The organism is Desulfovibrio cuneatus DSM 11391 (assembly GCF_000430005.1).
GTDB classification, from domain to species: Bacteria; Desulfobacterota; Desulfovibrionia; order Desulfovibrionales; family Desulfovibrionaceae; genus Frigididesulfovibrio; species Frigididesulfovibrio cuneatus.
Genome location: NZ_AUCY01000027.1, coordinates 31,087 through 46,101, shown reverse-complemented (window position 1 = coordinate 46,101; position 15,015 = coordinate 31,087). Strand labels below are relative to the sequence as shown.

Here is a 15,015-nt window from a genome sequence, read left to right as displayed (position 1 = left end):
AGAAAAGAGGAATGGTGTGGCGCTTGCGCCGCAAGAAAATACTATCACCCAAAAAATACTGGATCCCTGCCTTTGCAGGGATGACGGTGCTTAGGCTGGTGCGGCGGCACGCCGCACAAAACTACGCGCTATCACATTGAAAATACTGGTTCCCCGCCTGCGCGGGGATGACGGTGCTTAGGCTGGTGTGGCGGCACGCCGCACAAAACTACGCGCTATCACATTGAAAATACTGGATCCCCGCCTGCGCGGGGATGACGGTGCTTGCGCCGAATGCCTTGCCAAACGAAAAAACTTCGTGTTTCCACCCAAGCGGAGCGGCAAAAAATAACAGGCTGGTGTGGCGGCACGCCGCAAAAAAACACGCCGCACAACTCTCCCAAAATCCCAAAACAAAAAAAGCCCATGCATCTCTGCACAGGCTTTTCCATTCTCTTCCTCAAAAAGTTATTAATGCCCCAACTGCTCCCGCAGCCATTCCTTAATCGCCTCCGTAGGAGCAAAAATCCCTTTAATATTCCCGCATTCAGCCTTCAGGCTGGGAATAAGGTGCTCCGGCAACGGCACCGTCACCAAATCTTCTGCCTGCTCAGAATTACGCCGCACAAGCCGCACCACAGCCCCTTCCGGCGACCAGGTATCCACCACAAAATAGGTGGAAACATCGTTTTTGGAACGCACTGGCGGGTATTCCGCGCTATAGTCGTTGTTCCCCCATTCAAGGTACATGGTCACTGCGTGTTCCGGGGTCAGGTTCCAGTCTATAATCAGGTCGGAAAATTGCGATAATGCGCCCATGGGCTACTCCTGTCCGTATATTTTTCGGCGCAACCATGCGCCCATATGGTGTAGTGCGTTGTGCCCCAATGCTACAGGCCGCCAAACGGAATAAATCAGCATTTCCTTAGGGGTCAGCCGGGTTGTCTTATTCATTATAAATGGCTATATTTTCCGGGTAGTCAATACTGTGCCTCTTTCTTTTCCTCAGGCACAGGCCTAAAATTCAATGGCATTAGCCAGTTACCTAAAGGTTTTTCTTCATGCGCAGTGCATATTCCACTTCCCTCCAGTTTTTTGGCCCCCACACCCCGGCTTCCCTTGCCCAGCGTTTTGGCAGCCCCGTATACGTATACAATGAAACCCTGCTGCGCCAGCGGGCACGCGAAATGGCTGGCATTATCCAGCACCCGGGCTTTCGGGCCAGCTATTCCACAAAAGCCAACGCCAACCCCACCCTGCTGCGCATTATTCGTGAAGAAGGCCTGAAGGTAGACGCCATGAGCCCCGGTGAACTGGCCCTGGTGCAGGCTGCCGGGTTCACCAAGCAAGATATTTGCTATGTGTGCAATAACGTGGACGCCGCAGAACTGGCCCTTGCCGCTAAAGAAGCTTCCTATGTGAGTGTGGATTCCCTCTCTCAGGTGGCAGCCTTTGGCAAGGCAGTGCCCGGTGGCCGCATTATGGTGCGCCTGAACCCCGGCGTGGGGGCAGGGCACCATGCCAAGGTAGTTACTGCGGGCAAAAACACCAAGTTTGGCGTTTCTGCGGAAGAGTTGCCGGAACTTGTGGCCCTGCTGCGCCAGCATAACCTTACCCTGGTAGGACTGAACCAGCACGTGGGTTCGCTTTTTCTGGAAGGGCAGGCCTACCTTGCCGCAGCGGAATGGCTGCTGCACACGGCAGAACAATTCCCCACCCTGGAAGTGATTGATTTTGGCGGCGGGTTTGGCATTCCCTACAACAAGTATGAAAATACCCCCCGCCTGGACCTTGCTACACTTGGGGCAGCCTTAACAGCCATGGTAAGCAACTGGGCGGAAAAAACAGGCTATGCCGGGCAGTTTTTTACTGAACCAGGGCGCTATGTGGTGGCGGAAAGCGGCATTTTGCTGGGCACGGTACATGCCGTAAAAAACAGCCACGGCAAGCGTTATGTGGGCACAGACCTTGGCTTTTCCATTCTGGCCCGGCCCATGATGTATGACGCCTTCCACGACCTTGAGGTGTATACCCCGGCAGGGGAAGCGCGCCCAGAGCTCACCCAGCAGGTGGTAGGCAACATTTGCGAAACAGGCGACGTGCTGGCCAAAGACCGCATGCTGCCTGAACTGCGTGAAGGCGACACCATTGGCGTGCTGGACGCCGGGGCATATGGCATAACCATGAGTTCCAACTACAACCAGCGCCTGCGCCCGGCTGAAGTGCTTATTACCCAAACAGGGGAAGCCAAGCTTATTCGCCACCGCGACACCCTTGAAGATATTTTGCGGCCGTATCAGATTGCATAACAGCACCGCCCCCATTGAAGATAAAAGGAACACCCATGCCAAACCCACTGCCCCCCTCTGCCTTTGCCCCTTCTGTGGCAGCAATGCTTACACACCTGGCAACCGCACGCCTCGGCATGTGGCGTTTTTGCGTGCAGGGCCACACGGCCACCTTTGAGCTGAACCCGGAATATGCCGAGCTTATTGGCTGGGCCGGGGCGGAAGAAACCACCCTGGCCCGCGAATTTTTCCTGCAATGGGTACACCCACAAGACCAGCATGCCGTACTGGCAGCCTTTTTAAAACACTTGCCCACAGGGGGAGAGCCTTTTTCCCTTGAGTTTCGTATGCTGAACCGCACCACCGGGGCATGGCAACCTGTGGTGCTGGACGGCACCGCCCAGCCTGCGGGCCAGCAGGAAGAGGCCGGGGCAACCGTTTTTGTGGGCTGCATTCAAGACAAGCCTGTGGATGAAAGCGAAGAACGCGCCCGCATCATGCTCAATTCCAGCCCCATGGCCAGCACCTTCTGGAGTGCGGAAGGCAACGTTATTGACTGTAACGACGCCGTGGTACGCCTGTTCGGGCTGCACCACAAAGAAGAATACCGCGACAATTTTATGTCCTTTTCGCCGGAAAGGCAGCCAGACGGCCGCGTGAGCCGGGAACTGGCAAAAGAATATGTGCATGAAGCATTCACCAAAGGCCACAAGCACTTTGAATGGTTGCACATGAAAAAAGACAGCACCCCGGTGCCTACGGAAGTGACCCTGGTACGGGTGAACTGGCACCACGGTCCCATTGTGGTGGGCTATGCCCAGGACCTCACTGAAGTTCGCACGGCCCAGCAAGAGCGCGACGATGAACGCAGCCTGCTCAAAGCCGTCATGGATTCAAGCCCGGTGTGCTTTGTGGTGATTCTGGACAACATCATTCGCTTTGCCAACCCCTTTGCCATGGAATTCATGGGCATTCACCTTGGTGATTCCATTGAAAATGCCTATGCAGACAAAGCCCAGCGCGCGCTGTTCCTGGAAGAATTACACCGGCAGGGCACCCTTTCCTGGCGGGTTATTGGCATTCAGGCAGCCAATGGCAGGAACAAGGAAATGCTGGTAAACGCCTTTTTGGCAGACTACCACGGGGAACAATGCACCATGGCCTGGCTGCTGGATGTGACGGAAATGCGCGAACAGGAACGCAAGCTGCGCCAGGCACGTGACGCCGCCCAGCAAAGTTCCCTGGCAAAAAACGCCTTTCTTGCCAACATGAGCCATGAAATTCGTACCCCCATGAACGCGATTCTGGGCATGATTCACCTGGTGCTGGGCACCAGCCTTACAGCCCACCAGCGCGACTACCTGGAAAAGGCTGAAGACGGGGCCAAAGGCCTTGTGCGGCTTATTAACGACATTCTGGATTCTTCCAACCTGGAAGCTGGCAAACTGTTTCTGGAAGAACACACCTTCCCTGTCATTGACATTATCAAAGACATTGCAGAAACGTACCGCCCTGCGGCAGAAGCTAAAAGCCTTGCCTTTGAAGTGCGCATTCTGCCCCATACCCCAGGGGTGGTACATGGCGACGCCCAGCGCCTTACCCAGGCCATTGGCTGCCTCATGGACAATGCCATCAAATTTACCCGGCAGGGGTTTGTGCGCTTTTCTGTGGAACCTGTAAGCGTTACCCAACAGGAAACCACCCTGCGTTTTGTGGTGGAAGATTCCGGCATTGGCATTCCACAGCAGCACATGCACAAGCTGTTTACCCTGTTTTCCCAGGCCGATGTTTCCAACACCCGGCAATATGGCGGGGCAGGGCTTGGCCTTTCCATTGTGCACCGGCTGGCAGAACTCATGCACGGCACAGTCACCTGCCACAGTGAGCAGGGCAAAGGCACCCGCATTGTGTTCACCGCCCGCTTTGAAACAGTAGACGCAAATGCCTTCCTGACAGAACAGGAAACACGCATTCTGGCCGTTGAAGCACCAGCAGCCATTCCTGAGGAAGAAGCACCTTCCCTTGCCGGGGCGCATATTCTGCTGGTGGAGGACAACGAAATTAACCGCATCATTGCGGTGGAAATTTTGGAAAGTGCGGGCTTTCAGGTGGATGTGGCGGAAAACGGCAAGCAGGCTGTGGCAAAAGCGCTGCAAAACAATTACAGCCTCATTTTTATGGACATCCAAATGCCCATAATGGATGGCCTTACCGCCACAAAGCAAATTCGTAAACATGCCCACCTGCGCAGCCTGCCCATTATTGCCATGACAGCCCACGCCCTTGCCAGCGACAAGGAACGAAGCCTGAAGGCAGGCATGAACGACCACATTGCCAAGCCCCTGGACGCAGGCGAGGTGGTGCAGGTTATTCACAAATGGCTTGCCCCAGGGGCAACCCAGCGGCGGGAACCACAGTTTATTGGCGTGCACAGCCCGAACATGGCGGAAGATGATTTACCCCTGTTCCTGCCGGGGGTAGACATGACAGCAGGCCTTGCCAACACCCAGGACAACCGCGTGCTGTACCGTGAACTGCTGCTTGCCCTTTCGGAAAAAATTCCGGCCTACCAAGAAGAAATAAGCAGTGCGGTAATGACAGGGCAAGCCAGCCAACTAGAAGCCATGCTGCACAGCCTGCGCGGGGAAGCACTGCACATTGGTGCGGGGCACCTGGGCAACCATGTGCAGGCCATGCTGGACACCCTGCGCGAGGTAAACTACCCCACCCTGTTCAGCCAACTGGACGCCCTGGAGCCCATGCTGCACAAGCTGGGGGATGCGTTGCGTGAGTATTTTCACCCTCAGGGCAAAAAGCACTAGGGAAACACACGCCTCGCCCAAGCACAGCCCCCTGGCGGGGCCTTAAAACCGATAGCGGTCGCGAACAGAGCGAGCCGTGGAGCGACAAGACGGGGCATAGGCAACTGTGCCGCCGGAGCGGAAAACGGCACTGAACGATACTTGCCGCGTACCTTGCTTCATGATACAGCCTTACAGCCCGAATGAGACATGTATTGACTTGCATAGTCCATTTTTTGTATAGCGTCCCCCCCTTTACCATTCCGTAAAATAAAAGCCAGACACCCATAATGCCCTATACCCTCCCTGCCCGCACATTGCGGCATTTATTTTTGGAAAGCACGGAACGCTATGCCGCCCTGCCTGCCCTAACCCGGCTGGGGCAAGAGCCCCTTACCTATGCAGAACTGGGCGAGTCCGTTAAAAGCCTTTCCACATGGCTTACCGAGCAGGGCGTTGCCTTTGGCGACAACGTGGCCATTCTTGGGGAAAACTGCCCCCACTGGGGCATTGCCTATTTTGCCATTACCACCATGGGCGCTGTGGCTGTGCCCATTTTAACGGAATTTCACCCGGACGCCATTGCCCACATCATTCGCCATTCCGCCGCAAAAGTGGTATTTGTTTCGGAAAAACTCCTGCCCAAAATTGAACAGCCGAAATTTAACCCTGCCCCGCTGTTTGTGCACCTTGAAACCTTTTCTCCCATTGAACAAAGCCCACCCAAAGACAGGCTGCAAGAACTGAAGGAAGCGGGCCTGCGCGAATTTCGCAAATTGCGGGAAAAGGCCATGGCCCACTTTTCCACCCCGCCCCAGGCCCCGGGGGAAGAAGACCTTGCCGCCATTATTTACACTTCCGGCACCACAGGCCATTCCAAAGGGGTTATGCTGACCCACCGCAATATTGTTTCCAATGTCATGATGACGCGAAACCTGGTGGAGCTGTTGCCGCAAGAATGCATGATTTCCATTTTGCCCCTGGCCCACACCTTTGAATGCACCCTTGGCCTTGCCCTGCCCATTTCACAGGGTATGCAGGTGGTGTACCTGGACAAGCCCCCCACCCCCAGGGTGCTGCTGCCTGCCCTGGCCCAGGTGAAGCCCCAGTTCATGCTTGCTGTGCCCCTGGTCATGGAAAAAATGTATAAAAGTTCCATTCTCCCCAAGCTGACGGCCAGCCCGCTTTTGCGTTTTTTGTACCGCATTCCCTTCATGCGTAAATTCATGAACCGCTCTGCCGGCAAAAAACTGCGCGAAGTGTTTGGGGGCAGGCTGCGGGTACTTGCCATTGGCGGGGCGCCCCTTTCCTATGGCACTGAACTTTTTTTACATGAGGCCAAATTCCCTTACACTATTGGCTATGGCCTTACGGAAACAAGCCCCCTGCTTTCTGGTTGCCTGCCAGAACGGCAACGCGTTACCAGCGCGGGCAAACCCGTGCAAGACATACGTATGCGCATTGCCAACGTGAAGCCGGAAACCGGGGAAGGGGAAATTCAGGTGCAAGGCCCCAGCATTATGCGCGGCTATTATAAAGACCCGGAAAGCACTGCCCTGACGTTTGACGACGGCTGGCTGCGCACCGGAGACCTTGGCTTTATGGACAAAGACGGCTATGTGTACGTGCGCGGCCGCTCCAAAAACATGATTCTTGGCCCCAGCGGGGAAAATATTTACCCGGAAGAAGTGGAATCGCTTCTTATGGAATCGCCCCTGGTGCTGGAAGCCTTGGTGTACCAGTCGGAAGGCAAAGTGGCCGCAAAAGTGCACCTTGATGCCGCAAAAATGGACGAAGCCTTTGGCCGCATAAGCGCCCTGGAAATGGCGGAAAAACGCAACGCCCTGTTGCAGGAAATACGCGAAACGGCCAACTTGCGGGTTTCTTCCTTTGCCAAAATTCACAAAATTTTGGAACAGCCAGAACCCTTTGAAAAAACACCCACCCACAAAATCAAGCGTTATCTGTACGTTGAACCGGAATAAAACCATATGTCGCTACACAACACCATTACGCAGGAAATTGCCCGCCGCCGCACCTTTGGCATTGTCAGCCACCCGGATGCCGGTAAAACAACACTTACCGAAAAGTTACTGCTTTTTGGCGGGGCCATTCAGCTTGCAGGCACGGTAAAAGCCAAAAAGTCGGGCCGCCACGCCACTTCCGACTGGATGGCCATGGAAAAGCAACGGGGCATTTCCGTAACCACCTCGGTGATGAAATTCACGTACAACGACTATGAAGTGAACCTGCTAGACACCCCAGGCCACCAGGATTTTTCAGAAGACACTTACCGGGTACTTACCGCTGTGGACTCTGCCCTGCTCGTTATTGACTCCGCAAAAGGGGTGGAAACACAAACGAAAAAGCTGATGGACGTATGCCGCATGCGCCAAACGCCCATTATGACCTTTGTGAACAAGCTGGACCGCGAAGGCCTGCCCCCCCTGGAAGTGATGGCCGACATTGAAGCCCACCTGGGCATTGAATGCGTGCCCCTTACCTGGCCTGTGGGCATGGGCAAAGAATTTAAAGGCACCTACGACCTGCGCACAGGCATGCTGCGGCTGTTTTCCCCCACCCACGGGGGCCGGGTGCAGGAACCGCAAATTATTATTAACGGCCTGGAAGACCCCAAGCTGGACGAATGCCTGGGCGACCTGGCAGATAACCTGCGCCTGGACCTTGCCCTGCTGGAAGAAGCAGGCACCCCCTTTGATGTGGAACGCTACCTGAAAGGGGAACTGACCCCCGTGTTTTTTGGCAGCGCCGTGAACAACTTCGGGGTAAAAGAGCTGCTGGACACCTTTGTAACCCTGGCCCCTGGCCCCAAAGCGCGGGAAACCGTTTCCCGCATGGTGCAGCCAGACGAAGAAGCCTTTACCGGGTTTGTGTTTAAAATTCAGGCCAACATGGACAAGGCCCACCGCGACCGCATGGCCTTTTTACGCATTTGCTCCGGCCAATTTACCCGTGGCATGAAGCTGCGCCACCACAGAACAGGCAAGGAAGTGGCTGTGGCCAACGCCCTTATGTTCATGGCTCAGGACAGGGCCGGGGTGGAAGAAGCGTATGCAGGTGACATTATTGGCATTCCTAACCACGGCACCATAAAAATTGGCGACGCCTTCACCGAAGAAAAAGAGCCGCTGAAGTTTGTGGGCATACCCAGCTTTGCCCCGGAACATTTCCGCCGGGTGCGCCTGCGCGACCCTCTGAAAACGAAACAGTTGCAAAAAGGCCTGGAACAACTGGCCGAAGAAGGGGCTGTGCAACTTTTCCGCCCCCTGGTGAACAACGACTACATTCTAGGGGCTGTGGGCGTGTTGCAGTTCGACGTGATTGTTTCCCGCCTTGCCGATGAATACAGCGTGAACGCAAGCTATGAGCCCGTGAACATTTCCACGGCCCGCTGGGTGCATTCCACCAACAAGGCCCAGTTTGCCGACTTTCAGGACTATTACCACCACGACCTTGCAATGGATGCGGAAGGCGCGCTCACCTACCTGGCCCCCAACCCGTGGAAGCTGGAATCAGCCGAGGAACGCTACCCGCATGTGGAGTTCCGCACCACCAGAGAAATTGGGTAGGCGGGGTAACCGATTATTTTCATTGGGGAGGCTCTGCCTCCCCAACCCCCTCCGCCAAGGGCATGATGCCCTTGGAACCCCACCCTTGCGTTCAGCTTTCCGCAAAGCGGAAAACTGAACGCTAATGGGGGTCAAGGGGCGTCACGTCCCTTGCAGGGGGCTGGGGGACAGCGTCCCCCAATAAAAATCAATAAAACTCCCTACACGCCAAACACCAGAAAGTAGAAGTTTTCTCCCAGGTGCCGGGAGTGCTGCAAGGTAAAGCCTGCGGCCTGCACCTGGGCTTTCACGTCTTCTTCAGCCACCCTCACCGCCTCTGGCGGGCCAACCGGGGTGGCTTTTTTATGAAATTCAATAATACCCAAGGTGCCGCCGGGGCGCAGCACAGCCCGTATTTGCTCCAGGGTTTGCTGCGGGTGTTCCAGTTCATGCAGCACCGTACACAGCAGCACGGCATGGCAGGAAGCCGCAGGCAAAGGCAGGCTGTTTTCTTCCCCCTGCACCACATGCATGTTGGTAATGCCAAGGGCCGCGGCTTTTTCCTGCATATAGGTCAGCAGGTCGGCATCCAGTTCCAGGCTGTACACCTGCGCTGCCCTTGGGCTTGCCGCAAAGGAAAACAGCCCTGTGCCAGCGCCCATGTCGCAAAACACCTTTGCCGGGGTCAGGCCCAGCATGTCCAGGCATATGTGCGGGGCCAATTCGGCAAGGCGAACAGGCGATTCCAGCTTGCCCAGTTTGCGCTGAATTTTTTCGTTCATAGAGACTCCTTACGGTGCATACATGGGCAAGGCATTTCTGCCATGCCAGTACAAAAGGTAGCACACGCACCACTGGGCAGCAAGGCGTCCCCTTACTGCGTGACAGGCACCGCAACTTCACGTATAATTACTTCATGTTTTTGGCTCCACAATCCTTTTGCCCCGGAGGCACACATGCGTTCTTTATTACTGGTTATTTGCTTTGTATTTGGGTTCACCGCCACTGCTATGGCCGCAGATGTAAGCAAGCTGCAACTTGCTGGGGACCTTACCCTGACCCAGGCACGCACCGTTATGCACGCTGCCATGGTTAAGGCAGAAGCACAGGGCGTGCCCATGAACATTGCCATTGTGGATGCAGGCGGCCATTTGCGGGCATTTGAACGCATGGACGGCGCATTCATTGGCAGCATCGACATTTCCATTAAAAAGGCCATGACAGCCCGCTATTTCAACATGTCTACCCAAGACCTTGGGGCCGCTTCCCAGGTGGGCAAGCCCCTGTACGGCATTGAAGTTTCTAACAATGGCCTGATGATTTTTGGCGGCGGCGAACTGCTGAAGAACAAAGACGGCGTCATTGTGGGTGCCATTGGCGTGAGCGGCGGCAGTGTTGAGGAGGATATGGCGGTTGCAAAAGCCGGTGTCTCCTCCTTCAAATAAGCGTATCGCGGGCAATTACTGCGTCAAAGGCTGTTTTTTGCTCTAGTCGAGGACCAAAGAGTCCACTCCTTTCGCAAAAAACAGCCTTTTCCTTGTCCTTGCCACACGCTCCACTTATTTAAATAGTTTCCCTAGTGCCAGAGCTATCTCCGTGCCATTTTCCCCTAAAGCCGACGGCAGTCGCGAGCGTAGCGAGCCTTGGAGCGCCAAGGCGGGGCATAGGCGGCTGTGCCGCCAAAGCATCTTTACCGCCGCAGAAGCGGAAAAAGGAACTCCCCATGGCAACAGAAATTGAGCGCAAGTTTTTGGTCACAGGCAATGCCTGGCGCAAGGAAGGAGAAGGCATTTTGCTGCGCCAAGGCTACCTGAACAGCGCCAGGGAGTGCACCGTGCGGGTGCGCACGGCAGGGGAGCAGGCCTTTTTAACCATCAAGGGCGCTACTGTGGGCATAACCCGTGCCGAGTATGAATATGCCATTCCCGTGGCAGACGCCAATGCTATGTTGGACACGCTGGCGAGAAAGCCCCTTATCGAGAAAATACGCACCATTATTCCTGTGGGCAGTGTGGTGTGGGAAGTGGATGAATTTTTAGGGGAAAACAAGGGCCTGATTGTGGCAGAAATTGAGCTGGAGCGCGAAGACGCTCCCTTCCCAAAACCGGAGTGGCTTGGGGAGGAAGTAACAGGCGACCCCCGCTACTATAATTCCAGTCTGGTGGCACTGCCATTCAGCCAGTGGGGCAAAAAAACTGGTTCTTAAAACCGAGAAAAAAGGGAGAGGCGTTACGCCCCTCCCCCCATGTACAGGCCCTTATTGTTTCGGCTGCAAGGGAATGAGTATTTCCGTGAGCAGCTCTTCCGGGGCAACCTTTTCTGGGCAATTGTGGTAAATTTCAAGGCCCGGAGCATTGCCCACTTCCCTGCCACTGGCTGGCAGCCACTCCCCAAACAGGGAACGGTAGGTGGGGTGCAGCAGGGAATATGGCCCTTTAACCAGCACAGAAGCATATTCCCCAGTACCGCCCACTGTGGTCAGGTACACGCCTGTTCCCTCCAGCAGCGGGGCAAGGGCCGGGTCTTTCTCCCCCATGCCTTCCGGCAGGGTCACGCACACATCCATGCGGCATTTTTCCGGCGGGGTAATGTCCGGGTCGTCATGGCATATACTGACTGAGAGGGTGTGCGGAGTAAACAAATTTTGCGCTGTTACAGCGGCACACAGTTGCCCCCAGGCCGAGCCACAGTCTACATAGGGGCCAACGTGGCGCACCGTGGCAGCAAGGCGCGGGGGAAAAGGCTTAATGGTCACATTCATGCAAGGTACTCCCACAATTTGGTGGTAAAAAAGAGGCACCCCTGCGTTTTGCCGGGCAGCAGCGGCCAGGGAACCGCCATTGCGGCGGTAAACAGAAGGGGATGCGCCAAATGCCGCGCGAAAAGCCCGCGTAAAAGCGTCCACACTGTCATACCCTGCCCCCAGCGCCACCTGGGTTATGGCTTCCCCGGAATAAGAAAGCTGCGCCGCGGCCCGCTGCAACAATAGGCGGCGCACATACGCCGCAACCGACTCCCCCATTATGGCCGTAAAAATACGGTGAAAATGGTAGGGAGAAAAGCAAGCAATGCGGCTGAGTTCTTCCAGGCTGGGCGAGTTGTCCAAATTGTCTTCAATATGGCGCAACACGTGGCGTAAACGGTCTTGGTACGAGAGTTGGGTGGCTTTCATGGGCACAGGTATAGCGTGGCAGGGCGTGGCCTGCTCGACTTTTTTTGCGGAATGTGGGGGAAAGGACGCTTTGTGTATTTCCGGTTATTCCAAACGCCAAATAAAGAACCGGGCAAAAAAGAAGTTAACAACAGAGGCAATAACTGTGCCTGTGCCTGCGGCAAACAGCCAAAACATACCATTTTCGAGCAAATAGTCGGAAACCGCAATGTTAACAAACATCCCCAGTGAACAGGCTGCCACAAACTTGCAATAGCCGAGAATCAGGGGGCTCCCTGTCAGTTTGTTTTCTTCAAAAGTAATTCTGTTATTCAATAAAAAGTTGGATGTCATGGCGCAAAGGCTGGCGGCTGTTTGCCCCACCAAAAAAGAAAAATCCATTTGCCGGTATACAACGAACAAAACACCCATATGCACAAGCACACCCAGCAGGCCAATAATACAGAACATAACAAATTCCAGGTTGAACAGGCGGCCTACATATTTGCTAAGGAGCAGCCATAAAAAATCCACAATAACGGAATAGGAAAGCTTGGTGCTGCCAAGGGTGCGTTCCCTGAAGGTATACGGCACTTCTTTCACCCGCACAGGCAAGCCCGGAATAGTGAGTACATCAAACAAAATTTTGAACCCGCGGGACTGCACTTTGGGGGCCGCTGCGTCAATAATGCTTCGGTGCAGGGCAAAAAAACCACTCATAGGGTCTGAACATGCCGCCGTAAGGTTGTGCTGGGCAAACCAAGTTGCCAGCTTGCTCATGCCCACCCGTTTTTTGTCCCATGAACCGGTACCACCGTCGCCTGTGTACCTGCTGGCAACGGTCACCGTGGCTTCACCGGAAGCAAGCGGCCCGAAAAGATCTGTTAACTTGCTTTCGTCGTGTTGCAGGTCGGCATCCATAACGGCTATGTAAGTGGCCGCTGTAGACATCATCCCTTCAATACAGGCAGAGGCAAGGCCGCGCCTGCCAATACGCCGCAGGTAACGCACACGCCTGTTGCTTACTGCCAGGGCATGCAACTCTGCCAGGGTGCCGTCTGTGGAACTGTCGTCTACAAAAATAGCTTCCCAGTCCAGGCCTTGCAGGACTTTTTCCAGACGCTCCACGAGAATGCTCACATTGCCAGCTTCGTTAAGCGTGGGGATTATGACGGCATATTCGGACATAGAATCTATTCACCCTCGGCTATGAAATGGTTGGGGCAATACATCAAAGGTTCAGCTCAATCGGTTCCGCTAACTATTCCCTGTAGCAGAGGCTGAAAACCCGTTTGAGGAAAACCCAATAGCATGGTTTTGGTAAATGCACCAGTTGCCCCCGTTGCCCTGCATGTGCATGGCCCTTCTTTGGTGCGGTCAAACGTATTCTGGCTAGGCAGGCCTTGCCGAATAAACCCATGGTTACTGCGAATCTGACGCACGAATTTGTGTATACAAATCTGTCCCCAGCAAGTCATTGCTCAAATAGATTGAAAGCACGTCTGTCTGTTTCACCAGAGTAAGACTTTTGTTCACCCCAACTTTGGCAATGGCATCGCGGTATTTATCAAAAGGCACCTGGTGTGTGCCAACAAGAACAATGCTGCTGGTGAATGTTTGTTCTACATTCCAGGGAACAATTTGGAACCGGTATTTACGTAAGGAAAGCTGCGGGCCAATAAAACAATCTGAATAGACATGTATGTGTTCTGGCAAGTGCAGGAAGGGAGCAAGTTCTGCATGTAATTGGGTCACGGCCGCATCGGGGCGTATGCCAAGAACTACTTTGAAAGGCGAGGCTCTCCATGTATTTTGGCCAGCAATTGCCATGCACACAATAACGGCAAGCAACACGGCCTGAGGGCGTAACCGTTTAAAAAAGGCTTGGGCCTGTAACCAGAGTAACCCGTGTACCGCTGCTGTGAAGAGAAACACAGAAGGAAGGTCTTGGTAATGGTAGGCAAACCCCAGCATCACGTCGCGGCTGGAAACAAGGGCAATGCCGAGCACAGGCAGGGCACAGGCGCATGCCCAAAGAGCGTTTTTACCAAGAACCGGCAAAAAAAACAGTTTGTAGAGCAGGCTGAAACAAAATAACAGTTTTTCCCCCAGCATGGAAAATGGCCGAATAAAGCTATTGTAATAATATGCCCCCTGCCCCTGGTAAAAGGAAGGAATAATGAATTTGACAATAGCAAAAAAATAGGCCGCAGAAGCAATACATAATGCCGCGCCAAGCCGCCTGTTACGGGTAATACCAAAGGCATACATACCCAGCCCAAACACAGCAACCACAGCGCGTTCCTGCGCCAGCGCAACAATAACGGCACATACTGCCGCCCAAAAAAGGCGCTGTTTGTGCAGCAACAGCAGTGTGGCAAACGCAAAAGGCACCACAAGGGTTGTCATGTGGGCCTGAAAAAGCCAGCTTGCAATGAATGGTTTATAGAACGCCAGCAAGGACATAAGGAACAAGGCAGAAGGCAGGTAGTCCTTTCTTCCCCCAGCGCGCCAAATTTCCTTTACAAGAAATGGCACCAGAAAAAATGAAACGGAAAAAGCCAGGGAATGCAATACAGAAAGGGTATAGAGGCTGGGGAACAGCTTGAATAACGGGGAAAGGGGGGCAACAAGCATGGCAAAATGGTCTGCCAAAAAGTTAACCCTTACCTCTCCTTCATACAAAGAGCAGCGCCACCCGTTGCCGTTGGCAAAGTTCCATAAAATATTGGTGAAAATGCCATAGTCGCCGTCATGCACACGAAAACTATACAGCCTGTAAAGGCTGCCCACAAAGAAAAAAAAGGAAAGGCACAGGGGAAAAGCAATATGAACAACAACCCGCCAGGGGAAAAAACTTTTTTTCAGCAGTGACAAAACGGTTCCCTCTTCGTTAATGCAGGAGCAGATGGCTTAGGCGCGGAACGACCTTGAACAGTGAAAAACTACCACAGAAAATTTTAGGTGTATAGTTGTATAGTTCGTGTGGCATAAGGCAGAAGAGGCAGCAACCCGTTGTTATGTGTGTGCAGCTACCGCGCCAGCCTGTTGTTCTGGTTTGTTTGCTCCTCCGCGAAAAAGACAAAGAGCCCGGTGGCACTCCCCCCACAGCCCCACTGCCCCGCCACAACAAAAAACCGCCATGCTGTTTTTACACTACATGGCGGAGATGAATAGATCATAAACATGCAAAAAAACATTAAATAATCAAGCATTCCAAACCGGAA

At 54.1% G+C, this 15,015-nt stretch carries 11 protein-coding genes; 6 read left to right on the top strand and 5 right to left on the bottom strand.

Going from position 1 to position 15,015, the window contains the following annotated elements; translation table 11 throughout:
- Positions 1 to 450: 450 nt before the first annotated feature.
- Complete coding sequence (locus tag G497_RS0108255) at positions 451 to 798, bottom strand: DVU0772 family protein (RefSeq protein WP_027187795.1); 348 nt, start codon at positions 796 to 798, stop codon at positions 451 to 453.
- 242 nt (positions 799 to 1,040) lie between these two features.
- On the opposite strand from G497_RS0108255, the gene lysA reads away from it, so the two are divergent.
- The 4 genes from lysA (at position 1,041) to G497_RS0108235 (ending at position 8,658) form a co-directional block, all read left to right on the top strand.
- Complete coding sequence (gene lysA, locus G497_RS0108250) at positions 1,041 to 2,288, top strand: diaminopimelate decarboxylase (RefSeq protein WP_027187794.1); 1,248 nt, start codon at positions 1,041 to 1,043, stop codon at positions 2,286 to 2,288.
- Positions 2,289 to 2,323: 35 nt separating this feature from the next.
- A complete protein-coding gene (locus G497_RS19150) occupies positions 2,324 to 5,089 on the top strand; it encodes a response regulator (protein WP_051257969.1) in 2,766 nt (921 codons plus the stop codon).
- Between the two features lie 269 nt (positions 5,090 to 5,358).
- The gene (locus G497_RS0108240) at positions 5,359 to 7,053 is read left to right on the top strand and encodes an AMP-binding protein (RefSeq protein ID WP_034637237.1); all 1,695 of its coding nucleotides are present in this window, start codon (positions 5,359 to 5,361) and stop codon (positions 7,051 to 7,053) included.
- Between the two features lie 6 nt (positions 7,054 to 7,059).
- Positions 7,060 to 8,658, top strand: coding sequence for a peptide chain release factor 3 (locus G497_RS0108235; RefSeq protein WP_027187792.1), 1,599 nt, complete (start codon positions 7,060 to 7,062; stop codon positions 8,656 to 8,658).
- Positions 8,659 to 8,858: 200 nt separating this feature from the next.
- On the opposite strand, the gene G497_RS0108230 is transcribed toward G497_RS0108235, so the two are convergent.
- Entirely contained in the window at positions 8,859 to 9,419 is a 561-nt protein-coding gene (locus tag G497_RS0108230) for a class I SAM-dependent methyltransferase (protein ID WP_027187791.1), read from the bottom strand.
- A gap of 174 nt (positions 9,420 to 9,593) precedes the next feature.
- Here G497_RS0108230 and G497_RS0108225 point away from each other — a divergent pair, with 174 nt between their 5' ends.
- On the top strand, positions 9,594 to 10,082 hold the full coding sequence (locus G497_RS0108225; protein WP_027187790.1) for a GlcG/HbpS family heme-binding protein: 489 nt from the start codon (positions 9,594 to 9,596) through the stop codon (positions 10,080 to 10,082).
- A gap of 278 nt (positions 10,083 to 10,360) precedes the next feature.
- Complete coding sequence (locus G497_RS0108220; RefSeq protein ID WP_027187789.1) at positions 10,361 to 10,843, top strand: CYTH domain-containing protein; 483 nt, start codon at positions 10,361 to 10,363, stop codon at positions 10,841 to 10,843.
- A 51-nt stretch (positions 10,844 to 10,894) separates the two neighbouring features.
- Here the strand turns inward: G497_RS0108220 and G497_RS0108215 are convergent, their stop codons facing one another.
- The 3 genes from G497_RS0108215 to G497_RS0108200 all read right to left on the bottom strand — a co-directional run bounded on the left by G497_RS0108215 (position 10,895) and on the right by G497_RS0108200 (position 14,665).
- The gene (locus tag G497_RS0108215; protein WP_027187788.1) at positions 10,895 to 11,809 is read right to left on the bottom strand and encodes an AraC family transcriptional regulator; all 915 of its coding nucleotides are present in this window, start codon (positions 11,807 to 11,809) and stop codon (positions 10,895 to 10,897) included.
- A gap of 84 nt (positions 11,810 to 11,893) precedes the next feature.
- On the bottom strand, positions 11,894 to 12,976 hold the full coding sequence (locus tag G497_RS17355; protein ID WP_051257968.1) for a glycosyltransferase: 1,083 nt from the start codon (positions 12,974 to 12,976) through the stop codon (positions 11,894 to 11,896).
- Between the two features lie 234 nt (positions 12,977 to 13,210).
- On the bottom strand, positions 13,211 to 14,665 hold the full coding sequence (locus tag G497_RS0108200; protein ID WP_027187787.1) for a DUF2079 domain-containing protein: 1,455 nt from the start codon (positions 14,663 to 14,665) through the stop codon (positions 13,211 to 13,213).
- Positions 14,666 to 15,015 lie beyond the last annotated feature (350 nt).